General features: G+C 69.3%; 20 protein-coding genes. 11 read left to right on the top strand and 9 right to left on the bottom strand.

The genetic code is table 11. The features are described 5' to 3' along the window. Nucleotides 1–399: LysE/ArgO family amino acid transporter (locus ACNI3K_RS05215; protein WP_419390785.1), on the top strand; the 399-nt coding region annotated here is incomplete at its 5' end. Between the two features lie 43 nt (nucleotides 400–442). On the opposite strand, the gene ACNI3K_RS05210 is transcribed toward ACNI3K_RS05215, so the two are convergent. The 3 genes from ACNI3K_RS05210 to ACNI3K_RS05200 form a co-directional block, all read right to left on the bottom strand. Next, a complete protein-coding gene (locus ACNI3K_RS05210) occupies nucleotides 443–685 on the bottom strand; it encodes a hypothetical protein (protein ID WP_419390784.1) in 243 nt (80 codons plus the stop codon). Between the two features lie 24 nt (nucleotides 686–709). Beyond that, nucleotides 710–1,585 carry an aldo/keto reductase gene (locus ACNI3K_RS05205; protein WP_419390783.1) on the bottom strand — a complete coding sequence of 292 codons (876 nt, stop codon included), beginning with the start codon at nucleotides 1,583–1,585 and terminating at the stop codon, nucleotides 710–712. 83 nt (nucleotides 1,586–1,668) lie between these two features. Beyond that, a complete protein-coding gene (locus ACNI3K_RS05200; RefSeq protein WP_419390782.1) occupies nucleotides 1,669–2,145 on the bottom strand; it encodes a hypothetical protein in 477 nt (158 codons plus the stop codon). A 22-nt stretch (nucleotides 2,146–2,167) separates the two neighbouring features. Between ACNI3K_RS05200 and ACNI3K_RS05195 the strand changes: the two genes are divergently transcribed. Next, nucleotides 2,168–3,010 (top strand): patatin-like phospholipase family protein, encoded by an 843-nt coding sequence (locus tag ACNI3K_RS05195; RefSeq protein ID WP_419390781.1) that lies wholly within the window; start codon nucleotides 2,168–2,170, stop codon nucleotides 3,008–3,010. On the opposite strand, the gene ald is transcribed toward ACNI3K_RS05195, so the two are convergent. Beyond that, nucleotides 2,910–4,025: an alanine dehydrogenase gene (gene ald, locus ACNI3K_RS05190; protein ID WP_419390780.1), complete on the bottom strand. Its 1,116-nt coding sequence runs from the start codon at nucleotides 4,023–4,025 to the stop codon at nucleotides 2,910–2,912. The genes ACNI3K_RS05195 and ald overlap by 101 nt on opposite strands. A gap of 155 nt (nucleotides 4,026–4,180) precedes the next feature. Then, nucleotides 4,181–5,020: a M15 family metallopeptidase gene (locus tag ACNI3K_RS05185; protein ID WP_419390779.1), complete on the bottom strand. Its 840-nt coding sequence runs from the start codon at nucleotides 5,018–5,020 to the stop codon at nucleotides 4,181–4,183. Between the two features lie 215 nt (nucleotides 5,021–5,235). Here ACNI3K_RS05185 and ACNI3K_RS05180 point away from each other — a divergent pair, with 215 nt between their 5' ends. The 4 genes from ACNI3K_RS05180 (at nucleotide 5,236) to ACNI3K_RS05165 (ending at nucleotide 11,549) form a co-directional block, all read left to right on the top strand. Then, nucleotides 5,236–6,156: an ATP-binding cassette domain-containing protein gene (locus ACNI3K_RS05180; RefSeq protein ID WP_419390778.1), complete on the top strand. Its 921-nt coding sequence runs from the start codon at nucleotides 5,236–5,238 to the stop codon at nucleotides 6,154–6,156. Next, nucleotides 6,153–6,947 carry an ABC transporter permease gene (locus tag ACNI3K_RS05175; protein WP_419390777.1) on the top strand — a complete coding sequence of 265 codons (795 nt, stop codon included), beginning with the start codon at nucleotides 6,153–6,155 and terminating at the stop codon, nucleotides 6,945–6,947. The genes ACNI3K_RS05180 and ACNI3K_RS05175 overlap by 4 nt, the downstream gene beginning before the upstream one ends. 223 nt (nucleotides 6,948–7,170) lie before the next feature. Then, on the top strand, nucleotides 7,171–10,944 hold the full coding sequence (locus tag ACNI3K_RS05170) for a multifunctional oxoglutarate decarboxylase/oxoglutarate dehydrogenase thiamine pyrophosphate-binding subunit/dihydrolipoyllysine-residue succinyltransferase subunit (RefSeq protein WP_419391105.1): 3,774 nt from the start codon (nucleotides 7,171–7,173) through the stop codon (nucleotides 10,942–10,944). Further along, nucleotides 10,941–11,549 (top strand): GDSL-type esterase/lipase family protein, encoded by a 609-nt coding sequence (locus ACNI3K_RS05165; protein ID WP_419390776.1) that lies wholly within the window; start codon nucleotides 10,941–10,943, stop codon nucleotides 11,547–11,549. Before ACNI3K_RS05170 ends, ACNI3K_RS05165 begins: the two co-directional genes overlap by 4 nt. Before the next feature lie 155 nt (nucleotides 11,550–11,704). Here ACNI3K_RS05165 and ACNI3K_RS05160 read toward each other — a convergent pair whose 3' ends face one another. Further along, nucleotides 11,705–12,793, bottom strand: a complete 1,089-nt coding sequence (locus ACNI3K_RS05160) for a type IV pilus twitching motility protein PilT (protein ID WP_419390775.1) — start codon at nucleotides 12,791–12,793, stop codon at nucleotides 11,705–11,707. A 128-nt stretch (nucleotides 12,794–12,921) separates the two neighbouring features. Here ACNI3K_RS05160 and ACNI3K_RS05155 point away from each other — a divergent pair, with 128 nt between their 5' ends. Continuing rightward, the gene (locus tag ACNI3K_RS05155) at nucleotides 12,922–12,996 is read left to right on the top strand and encodes a 50S ribosomal protein bL37 (RefSeq protein WP_371327667.1); all 75 of its coding nucleotides are present in this window, start codon (nucleotides 12,922–12,924) and stop codon (nucleotides 12,994–12,996) included. 73 nt (nucleotides 12,997–13,069) lie between these two features. On the opposite strand, the gene rsrA is transcribed toward ACNI3K_RS05155, so the two are convergent. Together rsrA and ACNI3K_RS05145 are read right to left on the bottom strand one after the other, a co-directional pair. After that, nucleotides 13,070–13,306, bottom strand: coding sequence for a mycothiol system anti-sigma-R factor (gene rsrA, locus ACNI3K_RS05150; RefSeq protein ID WP_419390774.1), 237 nt, complete (start codon nucleotides 13,304–13,306; stop codon nucleotides 13,070–13,072). After that, nucleotides 13,287–13,901, bottom strand: a complete 615-nt coding sequence (locus ACNI3K_RS05145; protein ID WP_419390773.1) for a sigma-70 family RNA polymerase sigma factor — start codon at nucleotides 13,899–13,901, stop codon at nucleotides 13,287–13,289. Before ACNI3K_RS05145 ends, rsrA begins: the two co-directional genes overlap by 20 nt. A 157-nt stretch (nucleotides 13,902–14,058) precedes the next feature. Here ACNI3K_RS05145 and ACNI3K_RS05140 point away from each other — a divergent pair, with 157 nt between their 5' ends. Genes ACNI3K_RS05140 through ACNI3K_RS05125 form a run of 4 tightly spaced genes read left to right on the top strand, consistent with a single transcriptional unit; the run spans nucleotide 14,059 to nucleotide 17,716 of the window. Next, a complete protein-coding gene (locus ACNI3K_RS05140) occupies nucleotides 14,059–14,553 on the top strand; it encodes a hypothetical protein (protein WP_419390772.1) in 495 nt (164 codons plus the stop codon). Further along, entirely contained in the window at nucleotides 14,550–15,860 is a 1,311-nt protein-coding gene (aroA, locus tag ACNI3K_RS05135) for a 3-phosphoshikimate 1-carboxyvinyltransferase (RefSeq protein WP_419390771.1), read from the top strand. Before ACNI3K_RS05140 ends, aroA begins: the two co-directional genes overlap by 4 nt. Continuing rightward, entirely contained in the window at nucleotides 15,857–16,870 is a 1,014-nt protein-coding gene (rsgA, locus tag ACNI3K_RS05130) for a ribosome small subunit-dependent GTPase A (RefSeq protein ID WP_419390770.1), read from the top strand. Before aroA ends, rsgA begins: the two co-directional genes overlap by 4 nt. Nucleotides 16,871–16,927: 57 nt before the next feature. Beyond that, a complete protein-coding gene (locus ACNI3K_RS05125) occupies nucleotides 16,928–17,716 on the top strand; it encodes an inositol monophosphatase family protein (protein ID WP_419390769.1) in 789 nt (262 codons plus the stop codon). Nucleotides 17,717–17,722: 6 nt separating this feature from the next. Here ACNI3K_RS05125 and ACNI3K_RS05120 read toward each other — a convergent pair whose 3' ends face one another. Further along, nucleotides 17,723–18,163 carry a DUF6912 family protein gene (locus ACNI3K_RS05120; RefSeq protein WP_419390768.1) on the bottom strand — a complete coding sequence of 147 codons (441 nt, stop codon included), beginning with the start codon at nucleotides 18,161–18,163 and terminating at the stop codon, nucleotides 17,723–17,725. Between the last annotated feature and the right edge of the window lies 1 nt (nucleotide 18,164).

Raw genomic sequence — 18,164 nt, 5'->3', positions numbered from 1 at the left:
CCCCCCCCCACGCTCGAGCCCGAAGCTGCGGAGCGCGCCGAAACGGCCGCCCTCGGCGGATCGGCCCCAGGAAGTCCGGCCGGAATCGGCACGCGCGCTCAGGTGATCGCGCCGGCCCGTGTCGCCGCCCTCACCTGCCTCGCCCTCACGTGGCTGAACCCGCACGTGTACCTCGACACGGTCTTGCTGCTCGGCACCATCTCTGCCTCTCACGGCGACGCTCGCTGGGTGTTCGGCGCCGGTGCCATGGCGGGGTCGATCGTGTGGTTCGCGGCCCTCGGCTATGGGGCGCGGCTGCTCAGCGGTTGGCTGACCAAGCCGGGGGCGTGGCGCGTGCTAGACGGCGCGATCGCGCTCGTCATGCTCGCACTTGCGGTGATGCTAGCCGCGGGTGCGTAGCGCACTCCGGGTTCATAGCGCGCTGCTGTCGCGAGGGAAACGACTAGTCCTTGCGGCCGGGCGGCAGAAGCCATACCAGTGCGACGCCTGCGACGACCTCGACGGCCGCGAACGTCCGGGTATTGCGCGCGTCGCCTACGAATGGCTTGAGGGCGCGCTGCCACCAGGACGGCCCTGACTCCCACCGGGCGATGTGCTGCTCGGGCTGAAGCAGCCCGATGACACCATCGCCGATAAGGCCGATTCCCACCGTCTCGCCGACTCTCACTGCAATCTTGCGACCCATGATGTCCTCCAGATATCGTCGGTATCAGTCTCCGAGGACGACCGCGAGCGCGGCCATCTCGTCCTCGGTCAGCTCGATCTCCGCCGCTCCCGCGGAATCGAGGATCGAGCTCGGCCGCGACGCCCCGGGGATGGGGATCACGATGTCTGCGAGCGCGAGCTCCCACGCCAGGACCGCCTGCTGCGGGGAGATTCCCCGCGCATCCGCGACCTCTTGGAACGGGGCGTGCTCGGTGCCCACGTCGCCGGCTCGGCCGATGCCTCCCAGCGGGCTCCAGGGCAGGAAGGCGATGCCGAGCTCGACGCACAGCTCTAGTTCTTGATAGCTGGACACGAATCGCGGCGAGAACTGGTTCTGGACGCTCGCGAGCCGTCCCCCGAGGACCTCGTGCGCCTCACGGATCTGGGCAGGGTTCGCGTTCGAGATGCCCACCATGCGGACCACGCCCTCGTCCAGCAGTTCGGCGAACGCTCCCACGGAGTCGGCGAACGGCACGCGCGGGTCCGGCCGGTGGAACTGGTGCAGCCCGATCGCGTCGACGCCCAGGCGCTGGGCCGAGGCCTTGGCCGCACCCTTGAGGTAGTCGGGGTCCCCGTTCTGATGCCAGGTGCCGTCGCCGGGGCGCAACGAGCCCGACTTGGTCGCGACCAGCACATCCGCCTTGTCGGCCGGACCCGTATAGGTCAGCAGCGCCCTAGCGATCAGCGCCTCGTTGTGCCCGGCCTCGCCTGGATTGAGGTGATACGCGTCGGCCGTGTCGATCAGCGTCACGCCCGCGTCCAACGCCGCGTGAATGGTCGCGATGGCGCGCGCCTCGTCTGGCCGGCCCTCGATCGACATGGGCATGCCGCCCAGGCCGATCGCGCCTACCGTGCGGTCTCCGAGCTTGCGCTGCTCCATGGGTCTCCTTGGGTTCTCCAGTGGTCTCCACGTCTGAACGTAGCGGCTGTGGCGGACAACGCAACTTGCGCTCGCGACGTTCCCTAGCCCCAGCCGCCCGACGGCGGCGCCTCGAGCGGTCCCACCGCGGCACTAGCGGCGTCCACCGAGCCGTTCATGACGGGCACCGTGCACTGGGCGTACGAGTCATCGTCGAGGAGCCACACGGTCACCCACACGCCCTCGCCGTCGGCGCGGAACTGGTCGGCGGTCGCCTCCCACCGGTCGATGACGTCCTGCTCCACCTCGGCGAGAGGGGTGGCAACCTCCCCGCTGGCCTCGGCCACCGCGTAGTAGTCGCGCCACCCAGTGGGGTCGTAGACGTCGCCCGCCACCACGGTCTCGCCGCCGCCCCGCGCCTGCTCGGCCTCGCAGGCGGCGATGACGGCGGACTCGGTCTCACCGGGACGACCGCCGAGGGCGAAGGCGGCGACCGCGACCCCGACCACCACCGCGCCCACTGCACCGGCCGCCACCAGGGGGGCCCAGGTGCGCGGGCGGTCGTCACGAGCATCGGGCACCCGGCCAGCCTACGATGACGAGATGGAGCCCGCCGACGACCTCAGGCGCGTGCCGCGGCTCGGCCTCGCGCTCGGCGGCGGCGGGGCGCTTGGGGCGGCGCATGTCGGGGTGCTGCAGGTGCTCCGCGAACGGGGCATCTCACCCGCCGTGGTGGCCGGGACGTCAGCGGGCGCGATCGTGGGCGCTGCATACGCGGTGGGCATGGACCCCTATGAGCTCGAGGACCACGTGGTACGGGCGTCGTGGGGCACCTTCGGCAGGTTCACTGCCCGCCCAGGGCTTGGACTGCTGACGGCCGATGCGCTCCGCGAGACCGTGCGCACCGTCGCCGGGGAGGCGACGATCGAGGACCTGCCTATCGACTACGCCGCGGTGGCGACCGATGCCGAGACCCGCGCCGCCGTGGCGTTGCGGCGCGGCCCGCTCGCCGAGGCGCTCGCCGCCTCGATCGCGGTGCCGGGAATCTTCCGTCCCGTGCGAATCGACGGCCGCATGCTCATCGATGGCGGGGTGGCGAGGAATCTGCCCATCGACACGGCGTTCGAGATGGGCGCGACGCACGTGCTCGGGGTGCGGCTCGCGCCCGAGTGGGAGGCCCTCGGCGGTTCGGAACTCGAGGTGCACGAGTGGGTCATCCGGCCCGACGTGACGCTCATCCGGCCCGTGGTCGGGCGGCGATCGCAGTGGGTGCCGCGAGACCTGCCCGGCCTGGTCCAGATCGGTCGTAGCGCTGCCGAGAAGGCACTATCGGACTACCCCATCGTCAGCGATCCGCCGGACCGGGAGCCGCCAGAGGATCGGCGGGAAGATGAGGGAACGCCTGGGCCACTGCGGGGTATCGCACGGTTCCTGCATCGGTATTGAGGCCGCGAGCCAGGGCGGGGTCCGCCTCCACCGCCCCCTGCCAGCCGCCCGCGATGGCCGTGACGTAGGGCAGCGTGGCGTGAGTCAGTGCCGCGGTCGCGGTCGCCCCTACGGCACCCGGCATGTTAGCGACGCAGTACACCTGGACATCCCCCACGGTGAACACCGGATCGTCGTGCGTGGTCGGCCGGGAAACCTCGAAGCAGCCGCCTTGATCGATCGCGATGTCGACCAGCACCGCCCCCGGCCGCATCGCCAACACGGTGTCGCGGCTGAGCACTCTCGGGGCGCGATGACCCGGCACGAGCACCGCGCCGATCACGAGATCCGCCGCGAGCGCCTCGCGCTCGATGGCCTCCGGGGTGGACACGACTGTGCGCACCGCATCGCCGTAGGTGGCGGCCAGGCTCTCCAGCCGGTCCTCATCGAGGTCGATGACCACCGCATCGGCCCCCATCCCCACGGCCTGGGCGAGAGCGTTCGAGCCCGCGACCCCGCCGCCGATCACCACCACCCTTGCCCCCGCGACTCCCGGCGCTCCCGCAATCAGCACCCCGCGGCCGCCCTGCGAGCTCAGCAGGCGATGGCCGCCTTCGAGCGTGGCGAGCCGCCCCGCGACGGCGCTCATGGGGGTCAGGAGGGGCAGCGAGCCGTCGTCGAGCTGCACCGTGTCGTACGAGAAGGCCGTGGTGCGCGCCGCCACCAGGGCGGCGGCGAGGGGTTCGTTGGCCGCGAGATGCAGGAAGGTGAACAGCACGTTGTCCCGCAGCAGGTCGTACTCGCGCTCGACCGGCTCTTTGACCTTGAGAACCAGGTCCGCATCCCACGCCTCGGCCGTGCTCACGATGCGCGCCCCCGCGGCCTCGTATTCACGGTCCGGAAGGAAGGCAGCCGTGCCTGCACCCTGCTCAACGCACACGTCGTGACCGGCCTCGGCAAGCTGGCGAGCGCCCTCCGGCGTGAGCGCCACGCGCGTCTCGCGATTCTTGGTCTCCTGCGGGATGCCGATGCGCACGTCGCCTCCTCGTCTCTCGCCTCGTCCCACGCGGGTGGCGAGGGGCGTCGGCGGTCACGGGCGCGGTCCTGGTCGGGGCCGGCCCGTAGCGCCCAGCCTGCTACAACTGCGGCGTCCGCGGCGGTCGACACGACGGAAGGGCCATGCCGCTGTGGTCAGTCAGACGAGCGGTAGGCGTCCGCGCTCGACCAGTACGAGGACCCGTAGACCCCGAGCTCGTCGGTGCCCGGCTCGTACTCGAAGTGCCAGGGCTCCCACTTGCTGGACTTGGCCCAGCTGGGGTTGACCCACCCCCACAGCGCGCCGTTCTCCTCGAGCCACGCCTTGGGCGCGCCGCTGGCGTCTCCGCTGCACAGGTCGATCGCGAGGCCCCAGCCGTGAACGGAAGTGCCGGGCGTCGCGGCGAGGAAGCCGCGCGAGCGCTTAGTCGCGTACTGGCTCGACAAGGTGCGATATCCGTCGATCAGGCAGATGTCGCGACCGAACTCCTGCGAGAACCGGTTGTTGAGCTCCGCGAACGCCACAGCAGCGTCGTTGCGCAGCTGCTCGCCCTGGCCGACGTCACACAGCGAATCGGCGGTGAGGCGACCGTTGTAGCCCTCCCAACCGTCGATCGGGTCGCACCCGGGGAGGTGCTGACTCACGTCGATCTCGAAGGCCGTCGCCAGCACGGAAGAGGCATCGGCCTCAGGCAGTGGGAGCTCAGACTCGACGAGTTGCGGGCCGCCGCCCAGCAGGGCGCGGGCGGTCGACGGGTTCTCGCCGGCGACCGCGCCAGGCACAGACTCGACAGCGCCGGCGTACGGAGTCAGGGTGCCCATCACGGGGTACACGACCATCGCGAGCAGGAAGCCCGCGAGGACGCCGCTACGAGTAAGAAACTTGCGCCGACGGTGGGTCTGACGCACCTGGATCTCCTGCGTGTGGAGGATCCGGCGCTCGCGTCGAGACTTGCGTAGCGCCGGGGGCGCCGACGCACGCGCGCCAGTGCTCACACGAGCCTCCAGTTGCCATCTGAATCGAACCAAGGGCCGACGTCTGTGCGTCGGCCTGGGAGTGATTGTAACCAAATGGTAACGGCGATGGCCACCCCCGCATGTGTCTGATTGATCACCCCGCCCGTTGTAGGGCGTTCTACCAGCGGTTTGACCGCCCCGGTCCGGCCGCTCTCCCGATAGCATCGAAGAGAGCCACCTGAACCGGAGGACCCATGCAGTCACGGACCATCGAAGTAGAATCGCTGACCAAGCGCTACGGTGCCATCACCGCCGTCGACGACCTGAGCTTCGTCGCACGACCCGGTCGTGTGACTGGCTTCCTCGGACCGAACGGGTCCGGCAAGTCGACCACCCTGCGGATCCTGGTCGGGCTCGTCTCCGCCACTGCGGGCGCGGCGCGCATCGGCGGCTCCGCGTACGCGAGCCTCCATAGGCCCGGGACCATCGTGGGGGCCCACTTCGAGGGCGCGTTCCACCCCGGTCGCACGGCCCTCCAGCATCTGCGCGCGTATGCGCCCCTCGTCGACGTCGACGATGCCCGCTGTCACGAGGTGCTCGCCGCCGTGGGGATGACCGAGGCCGCGAACCGTCGCGTCGGCGGGTTCTCGCTCGGAATGCGCCAGCGGCTCGGGCTGGCGACGGCGCTCCTGGGACGGCCCGACGTGCTCGTGCTCGACGAGTCCGCGAACGGCCTGGACCCGGCCGGCATCAAGTGGCTGCGCTCCTTCCTGCGCTCGTTCGCCGATGCTGGCGGCACCGTGCTTCTCAGCTCTCACCTCTTGAGCGAGGTGCAGCAGACGGTGGACGACGTCGTCATCATCGCGAACGGCGCTCAGCGCCACCAGTCCTCGCTCGAGGATCTGCGTGCGCTCGCCGAGCCCGGGGTGGTGCTGAGAAGTCCCCGGGCCGATGCGCTGGCCGACTTCGCGCACGCGCGTTTCCCAGGAGCGGCGACCATCGAGCGCGAGGGCCAGGCACGGATCCTGGGCTCGAGCGCTGCGCAGGTTGGCGCCTTCGCCTTTGCCGACGGACTCGAGATCCACGGCCTCGAAGAGACCGGCGAGAGCCTCGAGGACGTGTTCCTGCGGCTGACCGAGGCCCCCGCGACGACCGAGACGGAGGTGGCAGCGTGAGCGCCGCGATCATCTCCGAGGTCCGCAAGATCCGCTCCACCCGGCTGTGGTGGATCCTGATGCTGATCATGGTCGTCACCGTGGCCACGTTCGCCGGCTTCCTCGCCTTCGCGATGGTCTACGGCATGGAGGATGCCGGCGGCGGTGAGGTCGACAACGAGGGCATCGCCATCAGCATCTACACGATGGGGGTGTCCCTCGCGTACGTCTTCCCGCTCGTGTTGGGCGCGCTGTCCGTCACGTCCGAGTTCCGTCACCGCACCATCGATGCGACCTTGCTGCTCGAGCCGAGCAGGCTGCGTGTGATCGCTGCCAAGTTCATCGCGATCCTGCCGTTCGCGCTGCTGTACGGCCTGGTCTCGATCGCGACTGGAATGGCAGTCGGAATGGGCGCCTTCGCGATCGCCGACCAACCGCTGATGCTCGACAACGAGGCGGTATGGGAGTCGATCGGCCTGGGCGTCGTGGCTCTCGCCACTTGGGCGCTCATCGGGGTGGGCTTCGGCACCGCTCTCACGAACCAGGTGGTCGTTATCGTCGCCGTGCTCGGCTGGACGCAGTTCGTGGAACCGCTCCTACGAGTGGGACTCAGCTTCTTCGAGCCCGTCAGCGGCGTCGGCGCATATCTTCCCGGAGCCGCCGGCGAGGCACTCGTGGGCTCGAGCTTCTACTCCGCCGCAGGCGGCTCCGACCTGCTGCCGCCGTGGGCCGGGCTTCTGGTGCTCCTGGGGTACGCATTGGTTGCTGCGGTCATCGGTTGGCTCACGACGTTCCGGAGGGACATCACATAACGATTTGTCCAAGTCGGGGGAACCGTCGCGCCGCGCGGAGCGTCTAGGCTGGAGTATTGAAGAACACAGACGTCCTCTAGACGCATTCGCGCCAAGAAAGTGAGCGGCCCCCGACGTGTCCACCGACACCAGCGCGACCGAGACTGACCGCACGTCAGTCGCCAAAGACGCAGGCGCCCCTTCGGTCGCCTCGCTCATCCTCGGCCGAGGTGGCGCTGGCTCCGTGCCCGTGGCTTCCACGCCCGCGGCCTCCACGCCGGAGGCGGAGTCCGCGACGACCTCGTCTCCCGAGGAGCCGCCCGCTTCGGCGCGATCCGCCGCATCGGACGCGGGCACGGCGAGCCCTGGTGACGAACCGGCCTCGCAGCCGCAGGCGCGTGCCGAGAGCCCCGCGCCCTCGCCGGGAACCGACGAAGGCGCGTCGCGGACCTCCGCGACCGCCAAGGAGGAGCCACCGACTCCGCAGCCGAAGGCTCAGTCCGCCAGCGGCGACAAGCCCGCGCCCGCATCGGCCCCCGAGCCCGAGGCGCAGGACGACGTCGAGCAGGTCGTCACCCAGCCGATCGCCACGGCCGAGGCCCCCACGGCCGCATACCTGCAGCGCCACGACCACAAAATGCTCGCGGCCAAGGACGTCAAGCACGGCCTCGAACGCCTGCGCGGCCCGGCCGCGCGGGTCGTCACGAACATGGAGGCGAGCCTCGACGTTCCGACCGCGACGTCGGTGCGCACTATTCCTGCGAAGCTGCTCATGGACAACCGAGTCGTCGTGAACAACCATCTGGCGCGCACGCGTGGCGGCAAGGTGAGCTTCACCCACCTGATCGGCTACGCGATCATCGAGGCCCTCGCCGAGCAGCCGTCCATGAACGTGTCGTTCGCTGAGGACGAAGGCAAGCCCGCGATCCGGACGCCGGAGCACATCAACTTCGGCCTCGCGATCGACCTCGACAAAGGTGACGGCGTGCGGCAACTGCTCGTGCCGAACGTCAAGGCCGTCGACAACATGGACTTCGCGAAGTTCTGGTCGGCCTACGAGGCCGTCGTCCGCAAGGCTCGCACAGGCGCGCTGCAAGCGGACGACTTCCAGGGCACGACGATCACGCTGACCAACCCCGGCACCATCGGCACGGTGCACTCCGTCCCACGGCTCATGCAGGGCCAGGGCGCGATCATCGGCGTGGGCGCGATGGACTACCCCGCCGAGTACCAGGGTGCCTCCGAGGAGACCATCGCCAGACTGGGCGTCTCCAAGGTGCTGACGCTGACCTCCACCTACGACCACCGCGTGATCCAGGGCGCGCAGTCCGGGGACTTCCTGTCCCTCGTGCACAAGAAGCTGCTGGGGCTCGACGGATTCTGGGACCGCGTGTTCGTGGCTCTGCGCGTGCCCTACGAGCCGGTGCGCTGGGTGCAGGACTCCGCGACGGACGAGGACGCCGAGGCCGCGAAGCCCGCCCGGATCGCTGAGCTCATCCACTCGTACCGCTCCCGCGGGCACCTCATGGCTGACGTGGACCCGCTAAGCACCCGGCTGCGCAAGCACCCGGACCTCGACGTGCAGACCCACGGTCTCACGCTGTGGGACCTCGACCGCCACTACGCGACCGGCGGCTTCGGCGGCCAGAACCGGTGGAAGATGCGCGAGGTGCTGGGCCGCCTGCGCGACGCGTATTGCCGCACCGTCGGCGTGGAGTACATGCACATCGCGGACCGGGCCCAACGAGCATGGCTCCAGGAGCGGCTCGAGAAGGGCTACACCAAGCCCACCCGCGAGGAGCACCTGCGGATCCTGCGCCGCCTCAACGCGGCCGAGGCATTCGAGGCGTTCCTGCAGACCAAGTACGTGGGCCAGAAGCGGTTCTCGCTCGAAGGCGGAGAGTCACTGATCCCGCTTCTCGACGCGATGATGTCCTCGGCCGCCGTCTCCGGAATCCAGGAGGTGTGCATCGGCATGGCGCACCGCGGGCGCCTCAACGTGCTCGCGAACCTCGCCGGCAAGTCGTACTCGCAGATCTTCAGCGAGTTCGACGGCACCGCAATCCCCGGATCGGTGCAGGGCTCCGGCGATGTGAAGTATCACCTCGGCACCGAGGGTGTCTTCACCGCCGAGACGGGCGAGACGACCAACGTCTACCTCGCGGCGAACCCCTCGCACCTCGAGGCCGTGAACCCGGTGCTCGAGGGCATCGTGCGCGCCAAGCTCGATCAGCTCGGCGCGGACCCCGCCACGGACGGCTACCCCGTGCTGCCCGTGCTCGTCCACGGCGACGCGGCGTTCGCCGGCCAGGGCGTCGTGATGGAGACCCTCAACATGGCGGGCCTGCGCGGCTTCACCACCGGCGGAACCGTCCACATCATCATCAACAACCAGGTGGGCTTCACGACCGGCCCCGGCGATTCGCGCTCGACCCGATACTGCACGGACCTTGCCAAGGGCTACCAGATCCCGATCTTCCACGTCAACGGCGACGACCCAGAGGCGTGCGTCCGCGCCGCCAGGCTCGCCTTCGAGTACCGCGAGGCCTTCGGGCGCGACGTGATCGTCGACCTGGTCTGCTACCGCCGCCGCGGTCACAACGAGGGCGACGACCCGTCGATGACCCAGCCGCGCATGTACGACCTCATCGAGGCCAAGCGGTCGGTGCGTCACCTGTACACCGAGGCGCTGATCCGCCGCGGCGACATCACCACCGACGAGGCCGAATCGGTCTCGCAGGACTACCTCTCGCAGCTCGAGCGCGTGTTCATCGAGACGCGCGAAGGGTTCAAGGGCACGAACAGCGAGAACATCTCGGGCCTGGAGCTGCCGTCGTCTCAATCGTCCGACGCAGGCGTCATGGTGGGATGGCAGACGGCCGCCACGAAGGCACAGATCGAGCGCATCGGCGCCGCTCACATGCGGCCGCCTCAGGGTTTCTCGGTTCACCCCAAGCTCGCGAAGCTGCTCGAGCGTCGTGAGGCGATGAGCCGCGAGGGCGGGATCGACTGGGGCTACGGGGAGTTGCTCGCCTTCGGCACGCTGCTGCAGGAGGGCGTGCCGGTTCGCCTCTCGGGTCAGGACTCCCGGCGCGGGACGTTCGTCCAGCGTCACGCCGTCTTCCATGACCGCGCGACCGGTGCTGAGTGGGCACCCCTGCAGTACCTCAGCTCGAGCCAGGCCAAGCTGCACATCTACGACTCCTCGCTCAGCGAGTACGCCGTGGTGGGCTTCGAGTACGGCTACTCGGTCGAGAGGCCCGATGCGCTCACGCTCTGGGAGGCGCAGTTCGGCGACTTCGTCAACGGCGCACAGACCATCATCGACGAGTTCATCTCTTCCGCGGAGCAGAAGTGGGGGCAGTCCTCCTCCGTGGTGCTGCTCCTGCCCCACGGCTTCGAGGGCCAGGGCCCCGACCACTCGTCGGCGCGGCTCGAGCGGTTCCTGCAGCTGTGCGCGGAGAACAACATGATCACCGCGGCTCCGTCGACACCTGCGAGCTACTTCCACCTGCTGCGGCGCCAGGCCTACGACCGCCCCCGGCGCCCGCTGATCGTGATGACCCCCAAGTCGATGCTGCGGCTGCGGGCCGCGCAGTCGCCCGCAGAGGACTTCACCACCGGCACGTTCCGGCCGGTCATCGGCGACACCATCGACCCCGACGGTGTGGACCGCGTCCTGCTGTGCTCCGGCAAGGTCTACTACGACCTCGCCGCGTATCGCGAGAAGACCGGCGACACGTCGACCGCCATCGTCCGCCTCGAGCAGCTCTACCCGCTCGACCACGAGGGTCTCCAGGAGGCGATCGCGCCCTATGGGGATGCCAAGCTCGTGTGGGTCCAGGAGGAGCCGCGCAACCAGGGCGCGTGGAGCTACCTGTCGATGACGCTGCCGCCGCTGATGGGACGCACGGTGAAGGGCGTGACGCGGTCTGCCGCGGCCTCGCCGGCCTCGGGCCTCAGCTCGCGCCACCAGGAGGAGCAGGGCGACCTTGTGAACCGAGCGTTCACGCGATGACCAACGTGTTCTTCGTGGGCGACGAACTCGTCGCCGGTCACGGGGATCCGAAGGCACTGGGCTGGGCGGGCCGTGTCGCGGCGCGTACGCTGCCGCTCGCCCCGCAACTGCGCTTCCACACCCTCGCCGTGCCAGGAGAGACCACGGGCGAGCTCACCAGCAGGTGGGACGAGGAGGCGCTGCGGCGCATCGGCCCCGACGGCGTGGCGAGCACCTCCAACTTCGTGCTGTTCGCGCTCGGCCGGCACGACCTGTCTCATGGTGTCTCCCCGACCATGACACGCCTGCACATCGCGAACACCCTGGACCGCGCATCGGCGCTGGGCTTCCGGTCGATGATCGCAGGCCCGCCGCCGATCGCCGCGGAGGACCGGCGCGCGGTCGCGGAGTACTCGGCGCTGTGCGAAGAGGCCGCAGCGCGTCGCGACGTGCCGTACATCGACATGTACGGACCGCTCGCACGTCACGAGCAGTGGGCGACCGACATGGCCATGAGCGGCGGCGAGCTGCCGCTTCAGGCCGGCTACGGGCTCATGGCGTGGCTCGTCCTGCACTCGACATGGCATGACTGGCTGGGCATTCCCTCGTCGGCCCCGTCGTCCTGACACTCCTGTCCGGCACTCATTGACGCCTGCCGCGCATCGCGGCGCGCTGTCCGGCACTCATTGACACCTCATGCCGGACAGGAGTCCGATGCGCTCTCTACGCGACAACCAGTGCCGGACAGGGTGGGTGGTTGGCCGGGACTGGAGAGCAGAAGTCAGGCGATGACGCCGGCGTTCCTGAGGCTCACCTGCAGGTCGTGCGGCCGCGTCGCGATCGCCACGGCGTCGTCCAGCGACACCACACGATCCCGGACCAGCTCGAACAGGTGCTGGTCGAACGTCTGCATCTTGTAGTACTCGCCTTCGGCGATCAGGTCGGTGATCGGAGGCTGGCTCGCCGGCTCGACGATCGCCTCGGCGATGCGGCCGTGGTTGACCATGATCTCCGCAGCGAGCGTCCGGCCACTGCCGTCGCCCTTGCGCACCAAGCGCTGCGACACGATGCCGCGCAGCGTCTGGGCCAGCGTCGCGCGCACCTGGCTCTGCTCATGCGGGGTAAAGAAGTCGATGATGCGGTTGATCGTGTCCTGCGCGTCGACCGTGTGCAACGTCGCCAGCACCAAGTGGCCGGTCTCCGCCGCGGACAGGGCGGCGCGCACGGTCTCGATGTCGCGCATCTCGCCGACCATGATCACGTCCGGGTCCTGACGCATGGCGCCGCGCAACGCGGCGGTGAAGTCGAGTGTGTCGGAGCGGATCTCGCGCTGCGAGATGATCGCCTTCTTGTCGCTATGGAGAACCTCGATCGGGTCCTCGATCGTGATGATGTTGACCTCGCGATAGGTGTTGATGAGGTCGATCATCGAGGCGAGGGTGGTGGTCTTGCCCGACCCGGTGGGCCCCGTGACCAGAACGAGCCCACGCGGCTCCAAGGCGAGGTCGGCGATCACCGCAGGAAGACCGAGGTCCTCGAACGGGGTCGCCCCTACCGCGACACGTCGGAACACCAGGCAATCCGTGCCCCGGGCCACGTAGGCGTTGACGCGGAACCGGCCCACGCCGGACAGCGAGAACGCGAAGTCGGCCTCGTGGGTGTCGCGGAACTGCGCGACGAGGTCCTCGGGCAGGACCTGCGCGACCATGTTGCGCGTGTCCGCGGGGGTGAGGGGCGGCACCTGGAGCTTGCGCAGCCGTCCGTCCACTCGGATTCTGGGCGCGGAGCCCACCTTGACGTGCAGGTCCGAGCCGCCGGTGGACGCCAGGGCATGCAGGAACGGGATCACGGATACGGGCTGGTCGCTCACGGCTACTCCATCGGCACGGGTGGATGATCTCTTGAGGGACGGTAGGGCCTCGATGTATCAACCGGAAGCCACGTGTGGGAAGATAGATAGTCGTTTTTCTTACACCCGCTCAAGAAAGGGGGATCCCGATGAGCAAGCGAGGCCGCAAGCGCAAGGCGCGCGCCAAGGGCGGAGCCAATCACGGCAAGCGTCCCAACGCCTGAGTGATCCCACCTGACACGAGGCCGCATCGGGAAGTCCCGGTGCGGCCTTTGTCGTGCCTGGCGCGAAACGGTGTCAGTCGCGCGAGGACCTGATCGAAGAGAGAATGCGCTCGCGCAGCTCTTCGGGAGCCGCGTCGCCCCCGCTGCGGGACGTGAGGTTCTTGATCTTCTCTTTGATCTTGTGCTCCGCCTCGCAGGGCGGGCACGTTTTCAGATGAGCGCCGATGCGGCGAAGTTCGTCATCGGAGAGCTCGTCGTCGATGTATTCGAACAGGCGGTCGAGGGCCTCCTCACACTCCCTTCCGGGCATGGCACACCTCCCCACTGTCCGTCTTGGGTGCCGGGCGCTTGTCGTAGATCCCGCGCTCGGCCGCGTACTCTTTCAACTTCTCGCGCAGCAACTTCCGACCGCGATGCAGGCGCGACATCACGGTCCCCACCGGGGTGTCCATGATCTCTGCGATCTCTTTGTAGGCGAACCCCTCGACGTCCGAGAGGTAGACCGCCATACGGAAGTCCTCGGACAGCTCGGAGAGAGCCCGCTTGACCTCGACGTCGCCGATCTGGTCCAGCGCCTCGGTCTCCGCCGAGGCGAGGCCGGAGCTGGTGTGCTCGGCCGCCGCGGCGATCTGCCAGTCCTCCACCTGCTCGGCGTCGGACAGCTTGGGCTGGCGCTGCTTCTTGCGGTACGTGTTGATGAAGGCGTTCGTCTGGATGCGGTACAGCCACGCCTTGAGGTTCGTCCCCGGCGTGAACTTGTCCTGCGCCGCGAACGCCTTGGCGTAGGTCTCCTGGACGAGGTCCTCGGCATCGGCCCCGTGGCGCGTCATACGCAGGGCAGCCGCGTACAACTGATCCATGTACGACAGCGCCTCGGTCTCGAAATCTAGCGCGGTCTTGCTCATGAGGGGCGAGCCTACTCCAGCATCGACGCCTACGGTAGCGGCGGGATGCTCGCGGAGCAGCGTCGTGGTCATGGAGAGCAGAACACGCATGCGCCGATGTGCATTCCCCTGGCTCCCACCCAGCGCATCCCCTACGAAGGTTGATAACGTAGGTCCCATGTTACGAGTGCTAGCCAGGCCCCTGCTTGCGACGTGGTTCGTCTACGCCGGCGTACAGTCCGTCCTCGAGCCCCAGGTGCGAGCCGCACGTTCCGCGCCCGTGATCGAGCCCGCGCTCAAGGAGGTGGGCCTTGACGACGTCAAGACCACCGACCTTGTGAAGTACCACGGCATGGCGACCATCGCCTCCGCTTCGGTGCTCGCCCTCTCCCGCACGCCCAGGACGGCGGGGCTGGTGCTCGCGGGTCTCACCGCGGCGACCGTCGCCGTCAGCCGCCCGTTCTGGCTCGAGACCGATGAGCAGCGCAAGGAGGAGCAGCTCGAGCTGTTCCTCAAGAACGTGTCCCTGTTCGGTGGCACCCTGCTGGCCGCAACTGTGGGGCACAGCCCGCGCAAGATCAAGCGCACCAAGGCGAAGAAGGCCAAGAAGGCCAAGGTCCAGGCGAAGAAGGACAAGCTCACCGGGGCATCGGTCACGGCCAAGAAGAAGTGAGCGTCGGCGAGGTTCTCCCCGTCGGCACCGGTCCGGGAGAGGCGTGGGATGCGCCTGCCGCCACCAAGCCTCTCGACGCCACCGTCGAGGTCCCCGGGTCCAAGTCACTGACGGCTCGCTACCTCGTGCTCGCCGCATTGTCGGAGACTCCCGTGCGCATCCGCGGCGGACTCAGGTCTCGCGACAGCGCGCTGATGATCGAGGCACTGCGCCAGATGGGCGTGAGCGTCGACGACGCGGGCGATCAGTGGACCATCACTCCCTCGGCGCTGCGTGGCGACACCCACGTGTTCTGCGGACTCGCAGGCACCGTCATGCGATTCGTGCCGCCCATGGTGCTGCTCGCAGACGGCCCTGTGATCTTCGATGGTGACGACGCGGCGCGAGTGCGCCCCATGGCTCCGCTGTTCGACGCGCTGCGCGCGCTCGGCGCGTTCGTGGACGACGGCGATCGAGGTTCCCTGCCGTGCACCGTGGCGCCGCCGGATGCGGTCGCCGACCAGGTCGACGTCGATGCCTCGACCTCGTCCCAGTTCGTCACCGCGCTGCTGCTGATCGCGCCCCGCCTTCCTCGCGGGCTCACGATCCGCCACGTGGGACCGCGGCTGCCGAGCCTTCCTCACATCGACATGACTTGCGAGACGCTGCGCGAGGCCGGAGTCCAGGTCGATCAGCCGAACGCCACCACCTGGGTCGTGCATCCCGGGCCCGTGCGGCTGCGCGAGGTGCGCGTCGAGCCCGACCTCTCGAACGCCGGCCCCTTCATGGCGGCCGCCCTCGTCGCCGGTGGAGAGGTACGGATTCCCGGGTGGCCCGCCACGACCACCCAGCCCGGCGCGCTCTACCCCGAGCTGCTCGCACGCATGGGTGGCTCGTGCTCGCTCGACGGCGACGTCATGACGGTGCGTGGCGACGGGACCATCCGTGGCATCGAGGCCGACCTCTCACCTGCGGGAGAGATCACGCCGACGATCGCGGCGCTGTGCGCCCTCGCCGATGGCCCCTCGCGGCTGACCGGCATCGGTCACCTGCGCGGCCATGAGACGGACCGGCTCGCCGCGATCGAGGAAGAGGTGGCGCGCATGGGTGGCGAATGCGAGTCCGGCGACGATTGGCTCGCCTTCTCGGGGCTGCCAGCGGACGGCCTCCGGCCCGCGGTCGTCGAGTCGTACGAGGATCACCGGATGGCGACGTTCGGCGCCATCCTTGGCCTTGCCGTCGACGGCACGAAGGTCCTCAACGTCGGCACCACCGCGAAGACCATGCCCGAGTTCCCCGCGATGTGGAAGGCGATGCTGCGTCCGTGAGACGCGAGTACGACGAGTCCGATGCGCGCGTGCGGCCAGGAAGGCGCGGCTCGCGGCCACGGTCCAAGATCCGGCCCGCTCACCTCGACGCGGTCCCTGGCACCGTCGTCGGCATCGACCGCGGCCGGCTCGCCGTCCATATGGACGACGGCGTCGCACTGACAGCGGTGAAGGCGCGCGAGCTGGGCCGGCGCGGCCTCGTGATCGGCGATCGAGTGGCCGTCGTCGGCGACACCAGTGGCCAGGACGGCTCGCTCGCTCGCATCGTGCGCCGTCAGCCCCGCGTCACGGAGCTGCGACGTACCGCCGATGACACGGATCCGAAGGAACGGGTCGTGGTCGCGAACGCCGAGCAGCTGGCGATCGTCACCTCGCTCGCCGATCCCGCGCCCAACCCGCGCATGATCGACCGCTGCCTGGTCGCAGCCTTCGACGCTGGGATGGATGCGCTGCTCGTGCTCACCAAGGGAGACCTGGCGTCCGCCGATGCGCTGCGGGACTCGTACGACCCGCTTGGAGTGGCGCTGCTCACCACGACGATGCGGACCGTGGGAGAGGACCGCACCTTCACGGGTCTCGACGAGCTTCGCGAGCGGCTCCATGGCCGATCGACGGTGCTGGTGGGGTATTCGGGCGTAGGCAAGTCCACGCTGGTGAACGCCATCGTGCCTGACGCTCAGCGGACTACCGGCGTCGTCAACGACGTGACAGGGCGCGGCCGCCACACCTCCACCTCCATGATCGCCTTCGACCTGCCGGATGGCGGGCGCATCATCGACACCCCTGGGATCCGATCGTTCGGCCTCGCTCATGTGAACCCCGACAGCTTCATCGCGGCCTTCCCGGACGTCGCGGAGGCCGCGGCAGAGGGCTGCCCGCGCGGCTGCACGCACGAGTCTGCGGAGGCAGGCTGCGCCCTCGACGCGTGGGCCTCGACCCCGGACCAAGAGGCACGGGTGGCGTCGATCCGGAGACTCCTCGCTGCGCGCGCCGAAGGCGACGCATGGTGACCGCGGGGCACCGCGACCGGACGATCGAGCACGCGAGTCCCCGCTAGCCTTGAGCGCATGCAGCCCCTCGGACCCTACGCCGCTGACCTGAGCCTCGCGATGGCCATCGCCGACGAGGTCGATGCCCTCACCCTCCCTGGCTCGACCGGCCACCTCGAGGTCGAGCTCAAGGCAGACGACTCCCCCGTCACCGCGTTCGACCGCGAGGCCGAGCGGATCATCCGCGCTCGCGTCGCGAGCGAACGACCGGCCGATGCGTTCGTGGGCGAGGAGTACGCGCCCACCTCGGGAGGCGCTCGCCAGTGGGTGGTGGACCCGATCGACGGCACCAAGAACTTCGTGCGCGGCGTCCCGGTGTGGGCGACGCTCATCGCGCTGCTGGATGATGGCGTGCCCGTGGTCGGCGTCGTGAGCGCTCCCGCGCTGGGCCGCCGATGGTTCGCCGCAGCCGGGGCCGGCGCGTGGAGGGGAACGAACCTGGGAACCGCCGAGCGCATCGGCGTGTCTCAGGTGAACAGCCTCGCCGATGCGAGCCTGTCGTACTCGTCGCTGTCCGGGTGGGAGCAGCGAGGGTTGCTGCCCGCCTTCCTCGGGCTCGCCGGCGACGTCTGGCGCACTCGCGCATACGGGGACTTCTGGAGCTACATGATGGTCGCCGAGGGCACCGTGGATGCGGCGATGGAGCCCGAGCTGGAGCTCTACGACATGGCCGCGCTGGTGCCGATCGTGACCGAGGCAGGTGGCCGTTTCACGTCGCTCGCGGGAGAGCCAGGACCCTTTGGCGGCGATGCGCTTGCCACCAACGGGAGCCTGCACGACGAGGTGCTGCGCAGGCTTCAGGGCTGACGGCCGTCATGCCCTGGCGAGGTCGCTGAGCTCGCTCACGTCGTACCAGAGCAGGTCGCGCTCCTCGAGCCGGGCGAGCGCGTCGCGATCTCCGCCAGCGGCCGCGCGACCATCGACGTCGGCGTCGGGCTCGTCGACGAACGCGCACGCGATCGCGTCCGCTCGCACGCGCCCTGTGAGCGACACGGCGGCCGGGTGCTCCCCTACGACCTGCTCGACGTCGGCCCGCGGATAGTCCACCACCACGACGGCACGGCGTGAGGCGCCGAGCTCGAGCACCGCGTCGGCCGCGGCGGCGTCTCGCACCTGCTCCGCGAGGAGCTCGTCGTCGTCGGAGGCCGCAATGTCGAGCACCGTCGGGGTCAGCGCATAGCCCGTGGCAGGCTCCCACGAGCCGGACAGGCATAGATCGATATCGTCGACAGTGATGGGCACGTAGACGCGCATG

The sequence above is a fragment of the Demequina ureilytica genome, assembly GCF_048553575.1.
In the GTDB taxonomy this organism is placed as follows: Bacteria; Actinomycetota; Actinomycetes; order Actinomycetales; family Demequinaceae; genus Demequina.
Note: the sequence above shows the minus strand (reverse complement) of the source record. Positions and strands in the feature narration are given on the sequence as shown.

Excerpts from the sequence above, each read along its gene's own strand:
- ACNI3K_RS05210 (WP_419390784.1), bottom strand. The coding sequence starts at position 685 with ATGGGTCGCAAGATTGCAGTGAGAGTCGGCGAGACGGTGGGAATCGGC.
- ACNI3K_RS05180 (WP_419390778.1), top strand. The coding sequence starts at position 5,236 with ATGCAGTCACGGACCATCGAAGTAGAATCGCTGACCAAGCGCTACGGT.
- ACNI3K_RS05195 (WP_419390781.1), top strand. The coding sequence starts at position 2,168 with ATGGAGCCCGCCGACGACCTCAGGCGCGTGCCGCGGCTCGGCCTCGCG.
- rsrA (WP_419390774.1), bottom strand. The coding sequence starts at position 13,306 with ATGCCCGGAAGGGAGTGTGAGGAGGCCCTCGACCGCCTGTTCGAATAC.
- ACNI3K_RS05165 (WP_419390776.1), top strand. The coding sequence starts at position 10,941 with ATGACCAACGTGTTCTTCGTGGGCGACGAACTCGTCGCCGGTCACGGG.
- ACNI3K_RS05120 (WP_419390768.1), bottom strand. The coding sequence starts at position 18,163 with ATGCGCGTCTACGTGCCCATCACTGTCGACGATATCGATCTATGCCTG.
- ACNI3K_RS05140 (WP_419390772.1), top strand. The coding sequence starts at position 14,059 with ATGTTACGAGTGCTAGCCAGGCCCCTGCTTGCGACGTGGTTCGTCTAC.
- ACNI3K_RS05125 (WP_419390769.1), top strand. The coding sequence starts at position 16,928 with ATGCAGCCCCTCGGACCCTACGCCGCTGACCTGAGCCTCGCGATGGCC.
- ACNI3K_RS05205 (WP_419390783.1), bottom strand. The coding sequence starts at position 1,585 with ATGGAGCAGCGCAAGCTCGGAGACCGCACGGTAGGCGCGATCGGCCTG.
- ACNI3K_RS05145 (WP_419390773.1), bottom strand. The coding sequence starts at position 13,901 with ATGAGCAAGACCGCGCTAGATTTCGAGACCGAGGCGCTGTCGTACATG.